The sequence below is a fragment of the Alteromonas sp. S015 genome, assembly GCF_036864485.1.
GTDB lineage: Bacteria > Pseudomonadota > Gammaproteobacteria > Enterobacterales > Alteromonadaceae > Alteromonas.
In genome coordinates this window covers 1-14,257 of sequence record NZ_JAZETO010000005.1, presented here as the reverse complement: position 1 = coordinate 14,257, position 14,257 = coordinate 1, and the positions used below count along the sequence as shown (strand labels likewise).

General features: G+C 42.3%; 16 protein-coding genes. 4 read left to right on the top strand and 12 right to left on the bottom strand.

Going from position 1 to position 14,257, the window contains the following annotated elements:
* Nucleotides 1-25: 25 nt before the first annotated feature.
* Complete coding sequence (locus V7R42_RS10580; protein ID WP_334020172.1) at nucleotides 26-628, top strand: FMN-dependent NADH-azoreductase; 603 nt, start codon at nucleotides 26-28, stop codon at nucleotides 626-628.
* Between the two features lie 169 nt (nucleotides 629-797).
* On the opposite strand, the gene V7R42_RS10575 is transcribed toward V7R42_RS10580, so the two are convergent.
* Nucleotides 798-1,352, bottom strand: coding sequence for a glutathione peroxidase (locus tag V7R42_RS10575; protein WP_334020170.1), 555 nt, complete (start codon nucleotides 1,350-1,352; stop codon nucleotides 798-800).
* 179 nt (nucleotides 1,353-1,531) lie between these two features.
* On the opposite strand from V7R42_RS10575, the gene V7R42_RS10570 reads away from it, so the two are divergent.
* On the top strand, nucleotides 1,532-4,027 hold the full coding sequence (locus V7R42_RS10570) for a prolyl oligopeptidase family serine peptidase (RefSeq protein WP_334020169.1): 2,496 nt from the start codon (nucleotides 1,532-1,534) through the stop codon (nucleotides 4,025-4,027).
* A gap of 203 nt (nucleotides 4,028-4,230) precedes the next feature.
* Here V7R42_RS10570 and rrtA read toward each other — a convergent pair whose 3' ends face one another.
* A complete protein-coding gene (rrtA, locus tag V7R42_RS10565; protein WP_334020168.1) occupies nucleotides 4,231-4,815 on the bottom strand; it encodes a rhombosortase in 585 nt (194 codons plus the stop codon).
* 111 nt (nucleotides 4,816-4,926) lie between these two features.
* Here rrtA and V7R42_RS10560 point away from each other — a divergent pair, with 111 nt between their 5' ends.
* Together V7R42_RS10560 and ggt are read left to right on the top strand one after the other, a co-directional pair.
* Nucleotides 4,927-5,691 carry an enoyl-CoA hydratase gene (locus V7R42_RS10560; RefSeq protein WP_334020167.1) on the top strand — a complete coding sequence of 255 codons (765 nt, stop codon included), beginning with the start codon at nucleotides 4,927-4,929 and terminating at the stop codon, nucleotides 5,689-5,691.
* Between the two features lie 14 nt (nucleotides 5,692-5,705).
* Nucleotides 5,706-7,463 (top strand): gamma-glutamyltransferase, encoded by a 1,758-nt coding sequence (gene ggt, locus V7R42_RS10555; protein ID WP_334020166.1) that lies wholly within the window; start codon nucleotides 5,706-5,708, stop codon nucleotides 7,461-7,463.
* A gap of 157 nt (nucleotides 7,464-7,620) precedes the next feature.
* On the opposite strand, the gene V7R42_RS10550 is transcribed toward ggt, so the two are convergent.
* From V7R42_RS10550 to V7R42_RS10505, 10 genes are all read right to left on the bottom strand, one after another.
* Nucleotides 7,621-8,412 (bottom strand): PhzF family phenazine biosynthesis protein, encoded by a 792-nt coding sequence (locus tag V7R42_RS10550; RefSeq protein ID WP_334020165.1) that lies wholly within the window; start codon nucleotides 8,410-8,412, stop codon nucleotides 7,621-7,623.
* Nucleotides 8,402-8,779: a DUF3703 domain-containing protein gene (locus V7R42_RS10545; protein ID WP_334020164.1), complete on the bottom strand. Its 378-nt coding sequence runs from the start codon at nucleotides 8,777-8,779 to the stop codon at nucleotides 8,402-8,404. The genes V7R42_RS10550 and V7R42_RS10545 overlap by 11 nt, the downstream gene beginning before the upstream one ends.
* Nucleotides 8,780-8,796: 17 nt before the next feature.
* Entirely contained in the window at nucleotides 8,797-9,162 is a 366-nt protein-coding gene (locus tag V7R42_RS10540; protein ID WP_334020162.1) for an MmcQ/YjbR family DNA-binding protein, read from the bottom strand.
* A 191-nt stretch (nucleotides 9,163-9,353) separates the two neighbouring features.
* Nucleotides 9,354-10,253: a hypothetical protein gene (locus V7R42_RS10535; RefSeq protein WP_334020160.1), complete on the bottom strand. Its 900-nt coding sequence runs from the start codon at nucleotides 10,251-10,253 to the stop codon at nucleotides 9,354-9,356.
* The gene (locus V7R42_RS10530; protein ID WP_334020158.1) at nucleotides 10,253-10,642 is read right to left on the bottom strand and encodes a GFA family protein; all 390 of its coding nucleotides are present in this window, start codon (nucleotides 10,640-10,642) and stop codon (nucleotides 10,253-10,255) included. Before V7R42_RS10530 ends, V7R42_RS10535 begins: the two co-directional genes overlap by 1 nt.
* 85 nt (nucleotides 10,643-10,727) lie before the next feature.
* Nucleotides 10,728-11,096: a hypothetical protein gene (locus tag V7R42_RS10525; protein ID WP_334020156.1), complete on the bottom strand. Its 369-nt coding sequence runs from the start codon at nucleotides 11,094-11,096 to the stop codon at nucleotides 10,728-10,730.
* Between the two features lie 668 nt (nucleotides 11,097-11,764).
* The gene (locus V7R42_RS10520; RefSeq protein WP_334020154.1) at nucleotides 11,765-12,232 is read right to left on the bottom strand and encodes a hypothetical protein; all 468 of its coding nucleotides are present in this window, start codon (nucleotides 12,230-12,232) and stop codon (nucleotides 11,765-11,767) included.
* A gap of 358 nt (nucleotides 12,233-12,590) precedes the next feature.
* Entirely contained in the window at nucleotides 12,591-12,776 is a 186-nt protein-coding gene (locus tag V7R42_RS10515; RefSeq protein WP_334020152.1) for a hypothetical protein, read from the bottom strand.
* A 357-nt stretch (nucleotides 12,777-13,133) separates the two neighbouring features.
* Entirely contained in the window at nucleotides 13,134-13,589 is a 456-nt protein-coding gene (locus V7R42_RS10510; RefSeq protein ID WP_129738935.1) for a DIP1984 family protein, read from the bottom strand.
* Between the two features lie 119 nt (nucleotides 13,590-13,708).
* On the bottom strand, nucleotides 13,709-14,143 hold the full coding sequence (locus V7R42_RS10505) for an energy transducer TonB (protein WP_334020148.1): 435 nt from the start codon (nucleotides 14,141-14,143) through the stop codon (nucleotides 13,709-13,711).
* Nucleotides 14,144-14,257: the final 114 nt, after the last annotated feature.

The window sequence follows — 14,257 nt, the reverse complement described above, 5'->3', positions numbered from 1 at the left end:
GAAACAACGAATATTGGAGTTCCGCATGAAAACAGTTCTAGCTATTTTTTCCAGCCTTAGTGGCAACCAAGGTAATTCTTCAAAGCTTGCAAATGAGTACCTCTCAAAATTTGAAAACAACGACTCTGTCCATATTGAGCGTGTGGATGTAGCTTCGCTAGCTCTACCTCATTTAACCGGTGAAGAAATGCAGGCGTGGATGACTGAGGTGTCTGAGCGAAATGAATCTCAGCAGGTTTTGGCAAAAGTCTCAGACGACATTGTTGAAGCAGTGAAAGCCGCTGACGAAATTGTGTTGGCAGTGCCAATGTACAACTTTGGTATTCCATCAAGCTTAAAAGCTTACTTCGACCGCATTGCAAGAGCTGGCATAACATTTAAGTATACCGATACAGGTCCTGTCGGGTTGCTAGAAAATAAATCAGCTAGGGTCTTTGCCGCGCGTGGTGGCGTTTACGAAGGTTCAGACTTTGATACGCAAACACCATATTTAAAACATTTTTTAAATTTCATTGGCATTAGCGACGTAAAATTCGTTTACGCTGAAGGACTTAACATGGGCGAAGAGCAAGCGGATAAGGCTTTTGCCGATGCAAGTCAAAAAATTATTGAACTAACTAACAACTAAACACACTAACTTTATGCAGTTAGCTAAAACGTGGGAAGTATGTTTTCAGCTAAAAGTGTGTTCCAAGTTGAGTGTGCTTGATTGCCCCGCCTATTAGGCGGGGCTTTTTTATGTGCAGAACTTTTTACGGCTATTCTTTAAAATAGAAAAAGAAAAAATAATCGAATGCCTATCCACCCTTGATAAGTGCTTCAACGTCGGCAATAAAGGCTGGATCAGTGGGTTTAGTTGAGCTTGGGTAGTAAGTGATTTGTTTACCCGTACTATCAATTAGGTACTTATTGAAATTCCAAGAAGGGGCCTTTCCGGTGGCAGTTTTGAGCATTCGGTACATTGGATCTGCATCATCACCTTTCACAGAGATAGGTTCAAACATAGGAAACTTCACGCCGTAGGTTAATTCACACAGTTCTGCTGTTTTACCTTCATCGCTGTCTTCTTGATTGAAATCGTGTGACGGGAAGCCAAGTACAACAAAACCTTTGTCTTTATAGTCACTATAGAGGGCTTCTAGGCCTTCAAATTGCGGTGTGTAGCCACAGTAACTGGCAGTATTAACTACTAACAGGGTTTTTCCTGCATATTCGTTACATAAGTTTACCGTCTCTTGTGAGTTGAGTTTACGCTTCATAAATTTAAGCACGCTAGGGCACTCGTTTGCAAAGCTAGCAGACGTAAAAAAGCTGAGCGCAAGAAGCGCCAATACAATACCTTTTGGTTTCATCGTGTTTTACCTCATCAGTTAATTGTTGTTATTTTCTCGAAGGTCAATGGACCTTATTCCAAAACCATAAACGGGGATGGTTTACGTTTGGTTCACTATCTCAATCGATGAACGTTAGCGCATTAGCAACGGCTCTGCGTATAATGTTAACGTTTTTTACATAACAACGACTTAAAATAATGAAAAAATACTCTTCTTTACTCATCGCGGCTAGCGTTACTTTTGCGTTGGGCGGATGTGCAAGCACTACTAACGAAACATCTAGCCAAGCAACGTCTACATCGCTTCCTGCTGCCACTATCCAGCAAACCGTGACACCAGATGTTGCGCCGCAGATCAGCACGAAAAATGGTGAAATTACTCTTAAGCAAATTATGTCAGATCCTCAATGGATTGGCGCGTTACCAGAGTCTATGGGTTGGTCAGTCAATGGGGACGAAATTGTATATGAAAAAGAAGTGCAAGATAGCGCACTGACAGATGTCTATATTGCAGAGCTTTCTAACCCTGCAAACGCTGTAAAAGCGCCATTATCAGATTTACATAAGTACCGTTTTGACGAACGTGTAGTAAGAAAAGATGGTGTCATCGCATATTCTTTCGAAGACAGTGTGTATGTGCAATTTACCAACGGTGAAACCGTGCGTATCGCTCGTGGCGGTAATGCACTGTCAGCACTTTCATTTATGACTGATGGTCGCTTGATGGCGTTAAGCGGTAACAAGTTCATTGCTATCGACCTATCTAACGGCGCTCGCGAGGAGTTGTTGAGCTGGGAGTTTAGCGACGAGCCAAAAGCAATAGAGCCACCTAAAGATTATATTGCCGAACAGCAACAGTCGCTGGTGGAATACATCAAACTGCAGCGTAAAAATAGACAAGATAAAGACGACGTGCATAAAGCGTTGGCCAAAGAAAATAGCAGTATAGCACCTTCGCCGTTTTACTTTGAGAAGTCGCATCGGTTAGCGGGTATCAGCGTATCACCTGCGGGTAACTTCGCAGTAGTAGCAACCACGGAAAGTAAGCCGACTCGCGATGACAGCGACATCATGCCGCATTATATTCAAGAAGACAGCCGCATTGCCGCGAAACCGGTACGCCAACGAGTTGCAGATGCAGAATCAGTAAATCACGTACTGTGGCTACTTAATTTAAAGACAGGTGAGAAGAGTGAGCTTAAGTACTTTAATTTGCCTGGCTACAATGACGACGTACTTGCTGATGTAAAAGCAGAAAACGCGAAGGCAAAAGGCGATACCTATGAAGTTAATCGTTTGCCGCGCGACATTACCCTACTCCAAAGCTGGTACTGGACTAAGCCTTCTATTCGCTGGCACAAAAACGGTAACGCCGTTGCCGTTATGCTAGAAGCGTGGGACAACAAAGACCGTTGGATTGCAACGGTCGACTTAGCAAATAAAACGTTAGAAAACCAACACAGACTTCATGACGATGCGTGGGTAAACTACCGTTTCAACGCGTTTGATTGGCTAAATGAAAGCGAAACCCTTTATTATCAGTCTGAGCATACTGGTTACTCTCACTTATACGTTCAAAAGCCTGGCGAGAAGCCTGTCGCGCTGACCAGCGGCCGTTTTATTGTTGACGATCTAACGCTTTCTAGCGATGACAACTATATCTACTTTAAAGCTAATATGGAGCATCCAGGGCTTTACGAAGTTTATCGTGCTGATTTAAGCGACAATACCATCGACACTATGACTGATTTGAATGGTATGACAGACTTTTCACTTAGCCCTGATGGTAAAAATTTGCTGCTAAGTCATAGCAAGGTGAATCAGCCACAAGAGCTTTACATTAAGCCATCAAATGAAACAGCTGCGGCAGAGCAAATTACCCATAGCACCAGTGCTGAATTTAATGCACTTCCATGGGCGGTGCCTAACATCGTTGCTATTGAATCGTCACATACCGATGCACCTATTTACGCACGGGTATACTTACCGGAAAATTACGACAAATCTGCACCGAATAAAGCGGTAGTGTTTAATCACGGTGCAGGCTATTTGCAAAACGCCCACATGGGGTGGTCAGGTTATTTCCGAGAATACATGTTCCACAGCATGCTCGTGCAGCAAGGCTATGTCGTGCTTGATATGGACTATCGCGCTAGTGCTGGCTACGGACGTGATTGGCGAACGGCTATTTATCGCCAAATGGGTACGCCTGAAGTGCAGGATTTACGTGATGGTGTTAACTGGCTTGTTGAAAATGCAAATGTAGATCGCGAGCGTATTGGCACATACGGCGGCTCATACGGTGGCTTCTTGACCTTCATGTCTATGTTTACCGCACCAGATCTGTTTGCGGCAGGTGCTGCACTTCGCCCGGTAACCGACTGGGCGCATTACAACACGCCATACACGGCAAACATACTGAATACGCCTGATATTGATCCCATCGCGTTTGAGCGCAGCTCGCCAATTTATTTCGCAGATGGGCTAGAAAAGCCACTGCTTATCAATGCGCCAATGGTTGATGACAATGTGTTTTTCCACGACACCGTGCGATTGGTACAGCGTCTTATCGAGCTTGAGAAAGAAGATTTTGAAACGGCTATTTATCCGGTAGAGCCACATGGCTTTGTGCAGCCAAGCTCGTGGTTAGATGAATACCGTCGTATCTATAAGTTATTCGAAGAAAACTTATAAGCAAAGCTTCTTACGTTAATAGCCCAGTGTTTAAAAAAACGCTGGGTTGTTTATAAAGTAATAGCGCTTAGCGCATACAGAAAAAGGCCCATATTCAATGAATTTGGGCCTTTTTTATAATCTTAATTTTTTACTTCAGCGCATTTTATCTGTTTTAACAGGTCAAAGTGCACAATAAGAGTGACGCTAAAGCGCTCGATTTTCTATTTTCTTTTCGCCGTAATAAACATAAGTAAAAAGATTGCGATACCGGTAAGCGCGCCGAATAAATGCGCATCTACGGCAACTTTTGCGTTAATCAGATTTGCGACTTGTTCGCTGCTGCCGTCAATTTGTTCGTATCCCACTTTGATGGCTAAACCTAGAAGTAGCAACCAACCCGACTTCATTTTTTCTTTAATATCAACACAAGCGCCCCAGGCGAAAATACCGTGTAGTGCGCCCGACAAACCTGCATACCAAATAAGATCGGGTGAGAACAAGTAAAGCCCAACACTAGTTCCTAAGCAGCACCAGACAAAAACTTTTAAGTACAAACCAAGGCGATAATGTTCACCGTGTAGTGCCCACAATAGCGCCAGACCTGCTAAATTTAAAAGTAGGTGGTAGCCATTGGTATGCACGATATTGCCGCTGACTATACGCCAAGTCTCCAAGCCTTGAATGGCATACCTGTCGTAAGCCAAATAATTGCCAGACATGGGTTCAAAGAAAAACGCGACAACGGAGCATAGCGCTATAAATAAAGGACCAACGCTATACTTAAGCGAAAACGGCAGTGACATCATCAGTGTAAGTTATTTTTGAGTTTAGAATTTGCTGGCTATGATACAGAAATTGCCTACAGGGTGAAAACTGAAGTACACCCAAAACAAACAGACGACAGTAAAGGAGTAATTATGTCTTACATCATTACCGAAAATAATCAGCAGTGCTTAACTATAACGCTTGATCGGACCGACAAGAAAAATGCGTTAACGCGCAATATGTACCAAGAAATGGCAAATGCCATACTAGGTGTGAAGAATGATGGCTCGACGAAAGTGGTGGTGATTAAAGGTGCCGGCGATTGTTTTACCGCAGGGAATGATATTGGCGACTTTGCGCAGCAACAGGATCATGCTCAAGTGCCTGAGACAGCAGCGTTTATGCGTGCACTAGCCGCATGTAACTTACCGGTAATTGCACAAGTTCACGGCTTGGCGGTGGGTATAGGCACAACGCTTTTACTGCACTGCGATTTTGTCTACGCCACCCCAGATACCCGATTTGTTCTACCGTTCATCAACTTAGGGCTTGTTCCCGAGTATGCATCAAGTTATCTTTTGCCTAAGGTTGCAGGTCATGTCAAAGCGGCAGAGTGGTTAATGCTAGGTGAACCCTTTACCTCTGCCGACGCTTATCAATTTGGTATTCTGACTAAAATAGTCGACGCAAAAGAAATAGATCAAACTGTTCAATCAACGGTAGATAAACTCGTTGCCAAGCCTTCATTCTCGCTTAGACAGACTAAAGCACTATTAAAAGGCGATGGGGAGCGAACGAACCAACAAATGAATGAAGAGTTCGATATATTTTTAGAAGCGTTGGGTACAACCGCAGCCCAAGAAGCGTTCGATGCGTTTCTAAAAAAACGCCCAATTAACCCCGAAAAATTTAAATAAGAGGAAATATTATTTTGAGACGCAGTGCTTTGTTCAGAGCTTCAGTAGTTACTCTCGCATTATCTAGTTGCTTCATTTTTGGAGCGAACGCTAAACAAGCTCGCGAAGTTGGTGAGCCTGAAGCGGCCACCGGCTACATAGAGAAAAAGGCCTTTGAAGCCGAAGATTATATGGTAGTGGCGGCAAACCCCTATGCGTCATGGGCGGGGAAGAATATTTTGGAAAAAGGCGGCAGCGCGATAGATGCGGCGGTGGCTGTTCAATCAATGCTTTCTCTGGTTGAGCCGCAATCGTCAGGCATCGGTGGTGGTGCATTTATCCTTTATTGGGATAATAAGAACAAAGTACTTCACACCTTCGACGGCCGTGAAACAGCACCTAAAGCCGTAAACTCTCATTGGTTTATTGAGGGTAATAAGCCAATGCGCTGGTTAGATGCCGTAGTAGGCGGTAAGTCGGTTGGCGTGCCTGGTGCAGTTAAAGCGCTAGAAATGGCCCAGAGTGAGTTCGGAAAACTGCCTTGGAATACGCTGTTTGACGATACCATCAAGACCGCTGAAGACGGATTTAAAGTATCGCCGCGTTTAGCCAAACTTGTCGCATTAGACTACCATCCAGGGCTGAAAACCTTCCCAGCAAGTTCAACCTATTTCTTTCCAGCCGGGCTGCCGCTAAAAGAAGGTACGGTAAAGAAAAATAGAAAGCTAGCGAAAACCTTAAGAGGCATCGCTGAAAAGGGCAGCGACTATTTATTGAAAGGCGAGGTTGCAGAAAGAATCGTTGAAGCTGTAAATAGCGCTGAGATTAACCCTGGCCAAATGTCGTTGGAAGACTTAGCTAACTACGAACCGATAAAGCGTGAACCTGTTTGTGGCCTATACCACGAAAAACGTATTTGCGGCATGGCACCACCTAGTTCAGGTGGAGTAAATGTTTATCAAATTCTAAAAATGCTAGAAGGGTTTGACCTTAGCCAGTATGCGCCGGATTCGATAGAGTTTGCCAACCTGTATACGCAGGCGAGTGCGCTTTCATACGCTGATCGTGAGAAGTTTGTAGCAGATAGCGATTTTACCAATTTGCCTTTTGCCGCCATGATCAATACCGCGTATCTTGAGCGCCGTGCAGAGAGTATAGCTGTTGATAAAAAGTGGCGTCGCAAGCGCGCTGGTAATCCGTACGCTGATGCGAATGTAGCGCTAGGAACATCAATGGAACTGCCGAACACCTCACATGTCTCTATCGTGGACAAAGAGGGAAATGCAGTATCGATGACCACAAGCATAGAGTTCATGTTCGGTTCTGGAATCATGGTAGAAGGTTTCTTATTAAATAACCAACTTACCGACTTTTCATTTTCGCCAACTAAAAACCGTTTTCCTGTACCAAATCGCGTAGAGCCGGGTAAACGCCCTAGAAGCGCAATGAGCCCTACAATGGTGTTCGACAAAGAGGGGAACCTAGAGGTGGTTGTAGGTTCGCCGGGCGGCTCTAGAATTGTTAGCTATGTGGCACAAACCCTGATTGGTGTTTTAGACTTTGGCTTGGATATTCAACAGGCCATCAACCTACCTAAAATCACTAATAGAAACGACTATACGGCGTTAGAGAAGGGCACACCAATCGCCGAGCTTGAAGAGCCATTAAAGGCGCTTGGCCACAATGTAAAAGTAGTGGATTTAAACAGCGGTCTTCACGGAATCCAGTTTAGATCAGGCAAATTAATTGGCGGAGCAGACCCTCGAAGAGAAGGTATTGCAGTGGGGCGCTAATGTTGCATTTGCCTAGATAAAACAAGATGCAGCAATGTGATGTTGCATGAGTGAAAGCGGAAGGTTAAATATCTTCCGCTTTTTTGTTTGAGGCGGGCGGTAACCTTCGAGAGGCGAGTTCTCTTCTATTAAGTAAGCCGTATTAGGCCATCAACCATCAAATAGTAATGTAACCTTCAAGGTAAGACACCGCTTGGCCCGAAATAAGCACGCGGTCGCCGGTCACTTCGCATTTCAATGTTCCGCCTCTTTTAGACGCTTGATAGGCCATTAACTTCGACTTGCTTAATTTCTTAGCCCAATAGGGTGCTAACCCAGTGTGGATTGAACCGGTAACCGGGTCTTCATCACCACCATTTGCAGGCCAGAAATAACGGGATACGAAGTCAAATTGAGTCCCCGGTGCTGTCACTACCACATCATAGGGTGCGAGTGTTCTTAGTTGTTCGCTGTTTTGAATTACGCTTAAAACGTCAACTTCGTCAGAGTAAACAGCAAAATACGCTTGGTCATTTTTCAAAATGCTTTTGGGTTTTATCGAAAGGCCTCGCAGTAATGCTTCAGGCACGTCATCCACAGGGTGGGGTATTCTATTAGGGAAGTCCATTTGAATGAATCCGTCGTCTTTCTTAACGACTTTCATCATCCCCACCGACTTGGCGAAAAGAGAAATGTGCGGTAGTTGATAATTTTCGCTAAAGATTACGAACGCGGATGCCAGCGTCGCATGCCCACAAAAATCGATTTCTGATAGGGGGGAGAACCAGCGGATAGCAAATATGCCGTTTTCATCTTCAACTAAAAAAGCCGTTTCGGAAAGGTTGTTTTCAGCAGCGATGTACTGCATCTTTTCATCGCTAAGCCACTTGCCAGTTATAATTACGGCGGCCGGGTTACCTTTGAACCTTACATTGGTAAATGCATCAACAACGTTAATTTTAATCTTCATACAAATGCGCTTTTTCTATTATCCTTTTGAGCCTTGGTTCAATGGGCATTGCTTTAAATGGGTTTACGTTAGCTCCGCCAGTATTTCCATATGGCACAAGCCCAAAAACAGTTTTAGTGGCAGCGCCCACAATTCTGAAAAGTTGACCAAAAAATTCACGTAAATCGCCCGATTTCACTGCCCATATAAGCATTTGAACGTGTACCTTTGTGTGCAGCCTTGTAGAAGCTTGACCAAGAACGTGAGCATTTTCTAAGTGTGTGAAAACGCACTTTTGGTTACCTAGGTTTTGCTTTTTATGAGCAAGCGCCAACTCGGCTTCTACATAAGGACGAATGTTGCGGGTAAAGTGTTTTGCTTTCAACATAATGTAAGCACCTTATATTAAAGTTGATTTAAGCCAAGCTCCTTTTGCAACTTCTTGGTTAAACCTAGCGATACGAGTTTGTAAGACGCGCTTATGTAATACTCTAGAGCTTCGTCTTCATCACTTTCACAATTATACTGCTGTATCCATTTCATTCCACGACTAGCAAGATAGGGAGCGGGCCTATAACCCGCTTTTACTTCTAGAAAATAGTAGTTTTGTTCTGACGTTTTAAAGGTAAATGCAGGGTGCCCGTCCTTGCCAGTATTGCCTATCGCAAAGACTTTCCCACCTATTTTCCATACCTCTGAGTTTCCCCACTGAACTACATGAGTGGTGTGGGGCAGTGAACTGCAAAAGTTATTGAATTCATTTATGGTCATAAAATTTTATTTGTTGAAGAAGCTGACTAGTCATTATTGTGCTTTGTAAGTATATTAATAGAAGTGTTATTCACATCGCCACCACTTTTAAAACTCATAGTTTGGCAAGTGGTCTGCGCTTTGATAGTTTAAATGTTTACACTTATCTTTGGCGCGCGCACTCAACGCTTCACAGGCTGTTTTAGCTATAATTAACGATGGCCAAACAAAGCCTGCGCGGAATATGGTGTCAACTTTGATGAACTGTGACCAACATTCGGAATTATATCTACATTAACATTACCTTTGATTCCAAATTTTTTAGCATTTTCATTCATCGCTCTAGCCCAACTATACGCAATTTCAATACGATTATTACCAACATGAGCTGGTCTTCTAGGCTGGGGTTTAATATCGGTGCTACCAATAACAATCGATATTTTTTTTGAAGCCACAGCGTAATTTTTTAATAGCTTTGATATATAGACTGATTGTTGTGTGCCATCTTTCCACACGATAGTTTTAGATAAGTCACCTGCACCATAAGGCCACTTGCTAGATTTAGTAGGGTAACTATATCGACCAGCGGCACTGATGACGGCGCGAATAACTCTATCAGGATGGGTTACAATGTACCTGTTGACAAATTGGCCTCCAGCGGAATGGCCATAGAGGTAAAAGCTGTTACTACGTGAGCTCGTATAATTTGAATAATGATCGACGATGTTATTAACGAATTGATCTGCCGAAATGTTTTTACCAAATAAATTTCGGTATCCACCATACCCACCACCTAAGTTTCCAAAGCGTGCAGTATCAAATACGGGAGCAATTAACAATAATCCATATTCATCTGCATATGGTATCCATCTAGTAATATATTGTTTCGCCACATCGGAAGCATTCTCAGTGTTTGAGAGCATACCGTGAGCAATAACCATTATATTTTCAGGTTTATTAGTGGGAATGTATTGATAGTAGTCACCACCCCATGATGACTCTAAAGTTACGTTAGCATTCACACAGGCAGTAAAAAATATAGATATTAAAACAAGAATGCTATGCATTACTTTGCGAACGAAGTGAGTATAGATTGACTTTTTATGCTGCATTACGATAAACCTTGGTCAAAACATCTTAAATTTTTGATTTTATTAACCCACTCTAGTTGTGATTCGCAGAAGATGTTTGCTGCGGGATTAATTTCTAAGTGAGAGTCGATAGCTCCCAGATGGATAATAATTAAACCAGCTAGCTTTGGGTTGGTATTGAAAATAGGTGTACCGCAACAAGTGCAAAAATGCTTGGTAGCATGTTCAGACACTTTGAACGAGCTTAGGCTTTGGCCTGTGATAGAAAACTCGTTTTCAGGTACTACTACATAGGTTGAAAATGATGAACCATTCATTTTCCTGCACAAATTGCAGTGGCAATTTACGAATGCTTTAATTTGTTGGCTAGAGGTGAACGATATACTTTTACAATTACAACTTCCCTTCATTTTTATTCCTTTATCTCAACCAAGTACGCAGCAGAGCCCGCGTGTTTGTGCCTTCAACATTTGTTTGTTGAGCTGAACTGATTCATCAGTCATTTCTCTTCAGATACTCTTGCACTTCATCTGAAAAACCAGCAATTTGTTCCAGGTTGAGAAGGCCTTCTGATTTCAATAAATAGAGCTGAAGCATAACCTTAGATCTGGAATTATAATCAAATATTCCTGCTATTTTTTTATCGCGACTCTCGAACAGCTTATATAAGCTAATGTATTTTTCGTGGTTTGAAAGTGTAACATCATTAATTCTTTCAACAGCGTCATCTAAAGTCATTTTACAAAATTTATCTAGCGTTACAGCTTTCACTTTCTTAAAGTGTTTCCAATCTGCTTCTGAAATCATTGTTAACCTCTTTGCCCTAACGCCGCATTCAGCGGTTTGACCGTTAGAATACTTCATTAGCTGCTGTTTCTAGTTCGAAAAGATCCAGTTCCCAAGAGCTATTACTGATTTTACACCCATACACATTTACTGGGGTTGATAGCTTCGAACACTTTTTATTAAATCTAAAGCCTTATCAGCATCTAGAAACTCAGAACGTACTCCAACATATACTTTTTTTATCGCACCTTTCGGTAAATTTAGCAGGTATAACGGTCGTCCACCGACATCAATAGTGGTGAATGTACTACTTTTAATAGAGCAGCTGGTTTCGATACCCTTTAGGCACTTTGCCACTCGCACTTCTTCCTCATTTGCCCAAAACATGTAGGCTTATAGAGAAACATGCGCTGCAAACGCTCCAGCTGTCCCTTTGTGAAATGAAATGTTCCATTAACTTCAATAGGCTCCGTTGTCTTACTTAGAGATGGGGGAATCTGGCTTTACGTTGGTTTAGATGACGCTGCCATATTGGATAGGAACAAATTTGGTCTCTTCACATAAAATTTCACTAATTGAAGATGCAATTCCAACGACCATTCCTTTGCGTTCGTTTCCGTAATGTGCCCAGATAAGCGAAGTGAGTGTCTTTAGTGGCTTATATGCCCTGTGAAACACGACCCAGTAACTTTACTTTGTTTTAATTCTTTCGACATCTCAGCGAACGTAGTGAGTTAATTTTTTTGTTAGGTGACATTATTGCTCCGGACTTTCCTGTAACGCATGGAAAGAACCGAAAGAATGCCACATATAATACCGGTGCTTATTGCTTCATGTAAGTCAAAAGCAACAACAAGCGGACGCAATATGAATAAGTGAATAATAAGCGCTGGTATAAGTGCAATAGCGAATAGTTTAGTCTTAACGGTTGTTTGAAAGGGAGCATTGCAGTGTGGGCATGTTTTTGTCTTTCCCCATTTATTAGCTGTTTTAGAGAAGAACCCTATTTTCTTTTCACAGGTAGGACATTTGAAGAATTGTTCGTTTGGTTCAATATCATCACTAACTGTATTTAAGCTACTTTTCGCTGATGTTTGTCGCGAAGCTAATTCGACTCTTATTCGCTCTACCCGATCTGGGAAATTTTCCTTATCTATATTCTCTAGAGCATCTTCTAACTCTAAGGTCGTGTACTCTGAATAATTTGGTTCCATCTACTAAACTCTCCTTGTCACCTAACACTAAACTAAGGGGCAAACGCACAATGCGAAAATAGCGAAGCGGCATTGTGTTTTTGTCTCAGCAGCTCGCGCAGAGGGTTGCGACTTGAGCGTGCTGTTAGGTCCGTGCATATTAAAACCCCAATAGAGGCATATTTTTAAGTTGATGATATCTTAGTGCAACGGATATGCAATACTCTAATCCACTTTGTTTCGAAGCATTTTTAGCCGGAACTAAAAGCTCCCTATTACCCACGAATTTTAATTGATTTCGAAAGACCTCTCTAAAGGTAGGGACTAACTTAGTTTTACAGTTAAAAAACAGCGAAATTGTTAATGGTGAACCAGTATTTCAGTCCATTCTAATAGGGCTGCCTTTAGGAGAAGAATAACTTAGTTGCCCCCATTTCAAGTTTTCGTTAATTGGGGCGAGGTTTTCTAATTTGGCTATTTGGAATATTAACCCTCTAAGATTAAGTAATTCATTTTTGATATTTGATGGGTAAGAGTTGAATTTGGCTTTGATTATTTCATCCATGCATTTTTCCTTTTCCAAGAAGCACCTAACTTTCCGCATAACGGGCAAATATACGTAGGCTAAAATACCGAGCAAAGCGAGGAGAGCCTACGTGTCTTTGTCCCCCCGCGAGCGAAGCGAGTGTTAATGCGTTTGTTAGGCATCTGCTTAAAAGAACCCCGAACCCACCCTCAGCTTAGCTTGCGTCAATATTTAAGGTAGTAACAATAAAATGTACAAAATTCTAGTGTGATTTGTACAGGGGATAAATGTTTGAGAAGGAATCGAACCTTCTAGACTTGCCCCTACGTCTAACCTAGCTACAACTTTACCCAGTTGTCGGAAAATATTCGCCCGCAAACAAACCTACCGTTCTTCCTAAATTAAGTCCTCAGTCCAGTTAATTGACTGAATTTTCATATCCAACTCTCGAAATTGCTTTGAAAGTTTATCCGCTTCTTGTTGTATTGCTCTAACGTCGACGGAAGGTTTGAATTTAATTTCTAGTTTCTTATACCTATCTTGCGTAACTGTTGCTTGTTTAGCAAGTTCCCGATATAGCTCTATCTGTTTAGAAAGATAATCTCTTTCGGATAATATATCAGAGAGCATTTGATGCTCGTCGAAACGAATACTGCAATTAGTTTTATTAATTGCTTTGATGAGCTGAACCAGTTCAGTATTTACTTGCTCTAATTCATTGAGCAGTTCATTCGGATCTTCTGCTGGTTTCTCATCCACTTGAATCTTTGCGTTACGTAAGATTCGTTCTTTAAGCTGATGAGAGCGCCTTTGAAGGTCCGCTCTAATGTTCAATGCTTCTGCAAGTTTCAACTGATTCTCCTTAAATGCCTAACTTCCAAATATGGGGCGCAAATACGTGTGCAATAATAGCAAAGCCGCGCAAATATTTGCGTCCCAGAGAGTGCCATAATTTGTTTGTTATGTGAACGCTATTCGCACGCCATAGATGACTGTTGCTTGCACCTTGAAATAGATTCTTCCTCTGTACTACCCCCTATACAAAAATCTAGCCTCAATAGCTTTTCTTCGCGGATTGGGGATTTGCCGTCAGCCAACGTCCAACTCCAACCTTTAATAACTTTCGTTACTGGCTTAGAAATAACCTTTTTAGGAACTGAGCTAATAAGCTCGATGCTTTCCGTTGAACCATTTTTGTCGACTATTACTTTAAATATTCCACAACCAGTAATTCCCTTCATTGCCATTTTAACGGGGTAACGTGGCATGAATTGCTTCTCTCTAAGCCAAGTGCTTTTGACTTGTGTTGGATTCAAATGCGTTAATTCTACAGAGGCATAATTACTAGCGGCGAATCCACCAGTAGACAGAAAATAGGTGACGAAAAGTACCTTCATATAGTTCATAAAACCTTCCTTAGTGAGTTGACATAACACCCCACTAAGGGGCTAAAATTAGGAACGAAGTGACGCAGCTCATGTATTAGCGTCCCAGCGAGCAGCGCGAGCGCCTTGAGTGGT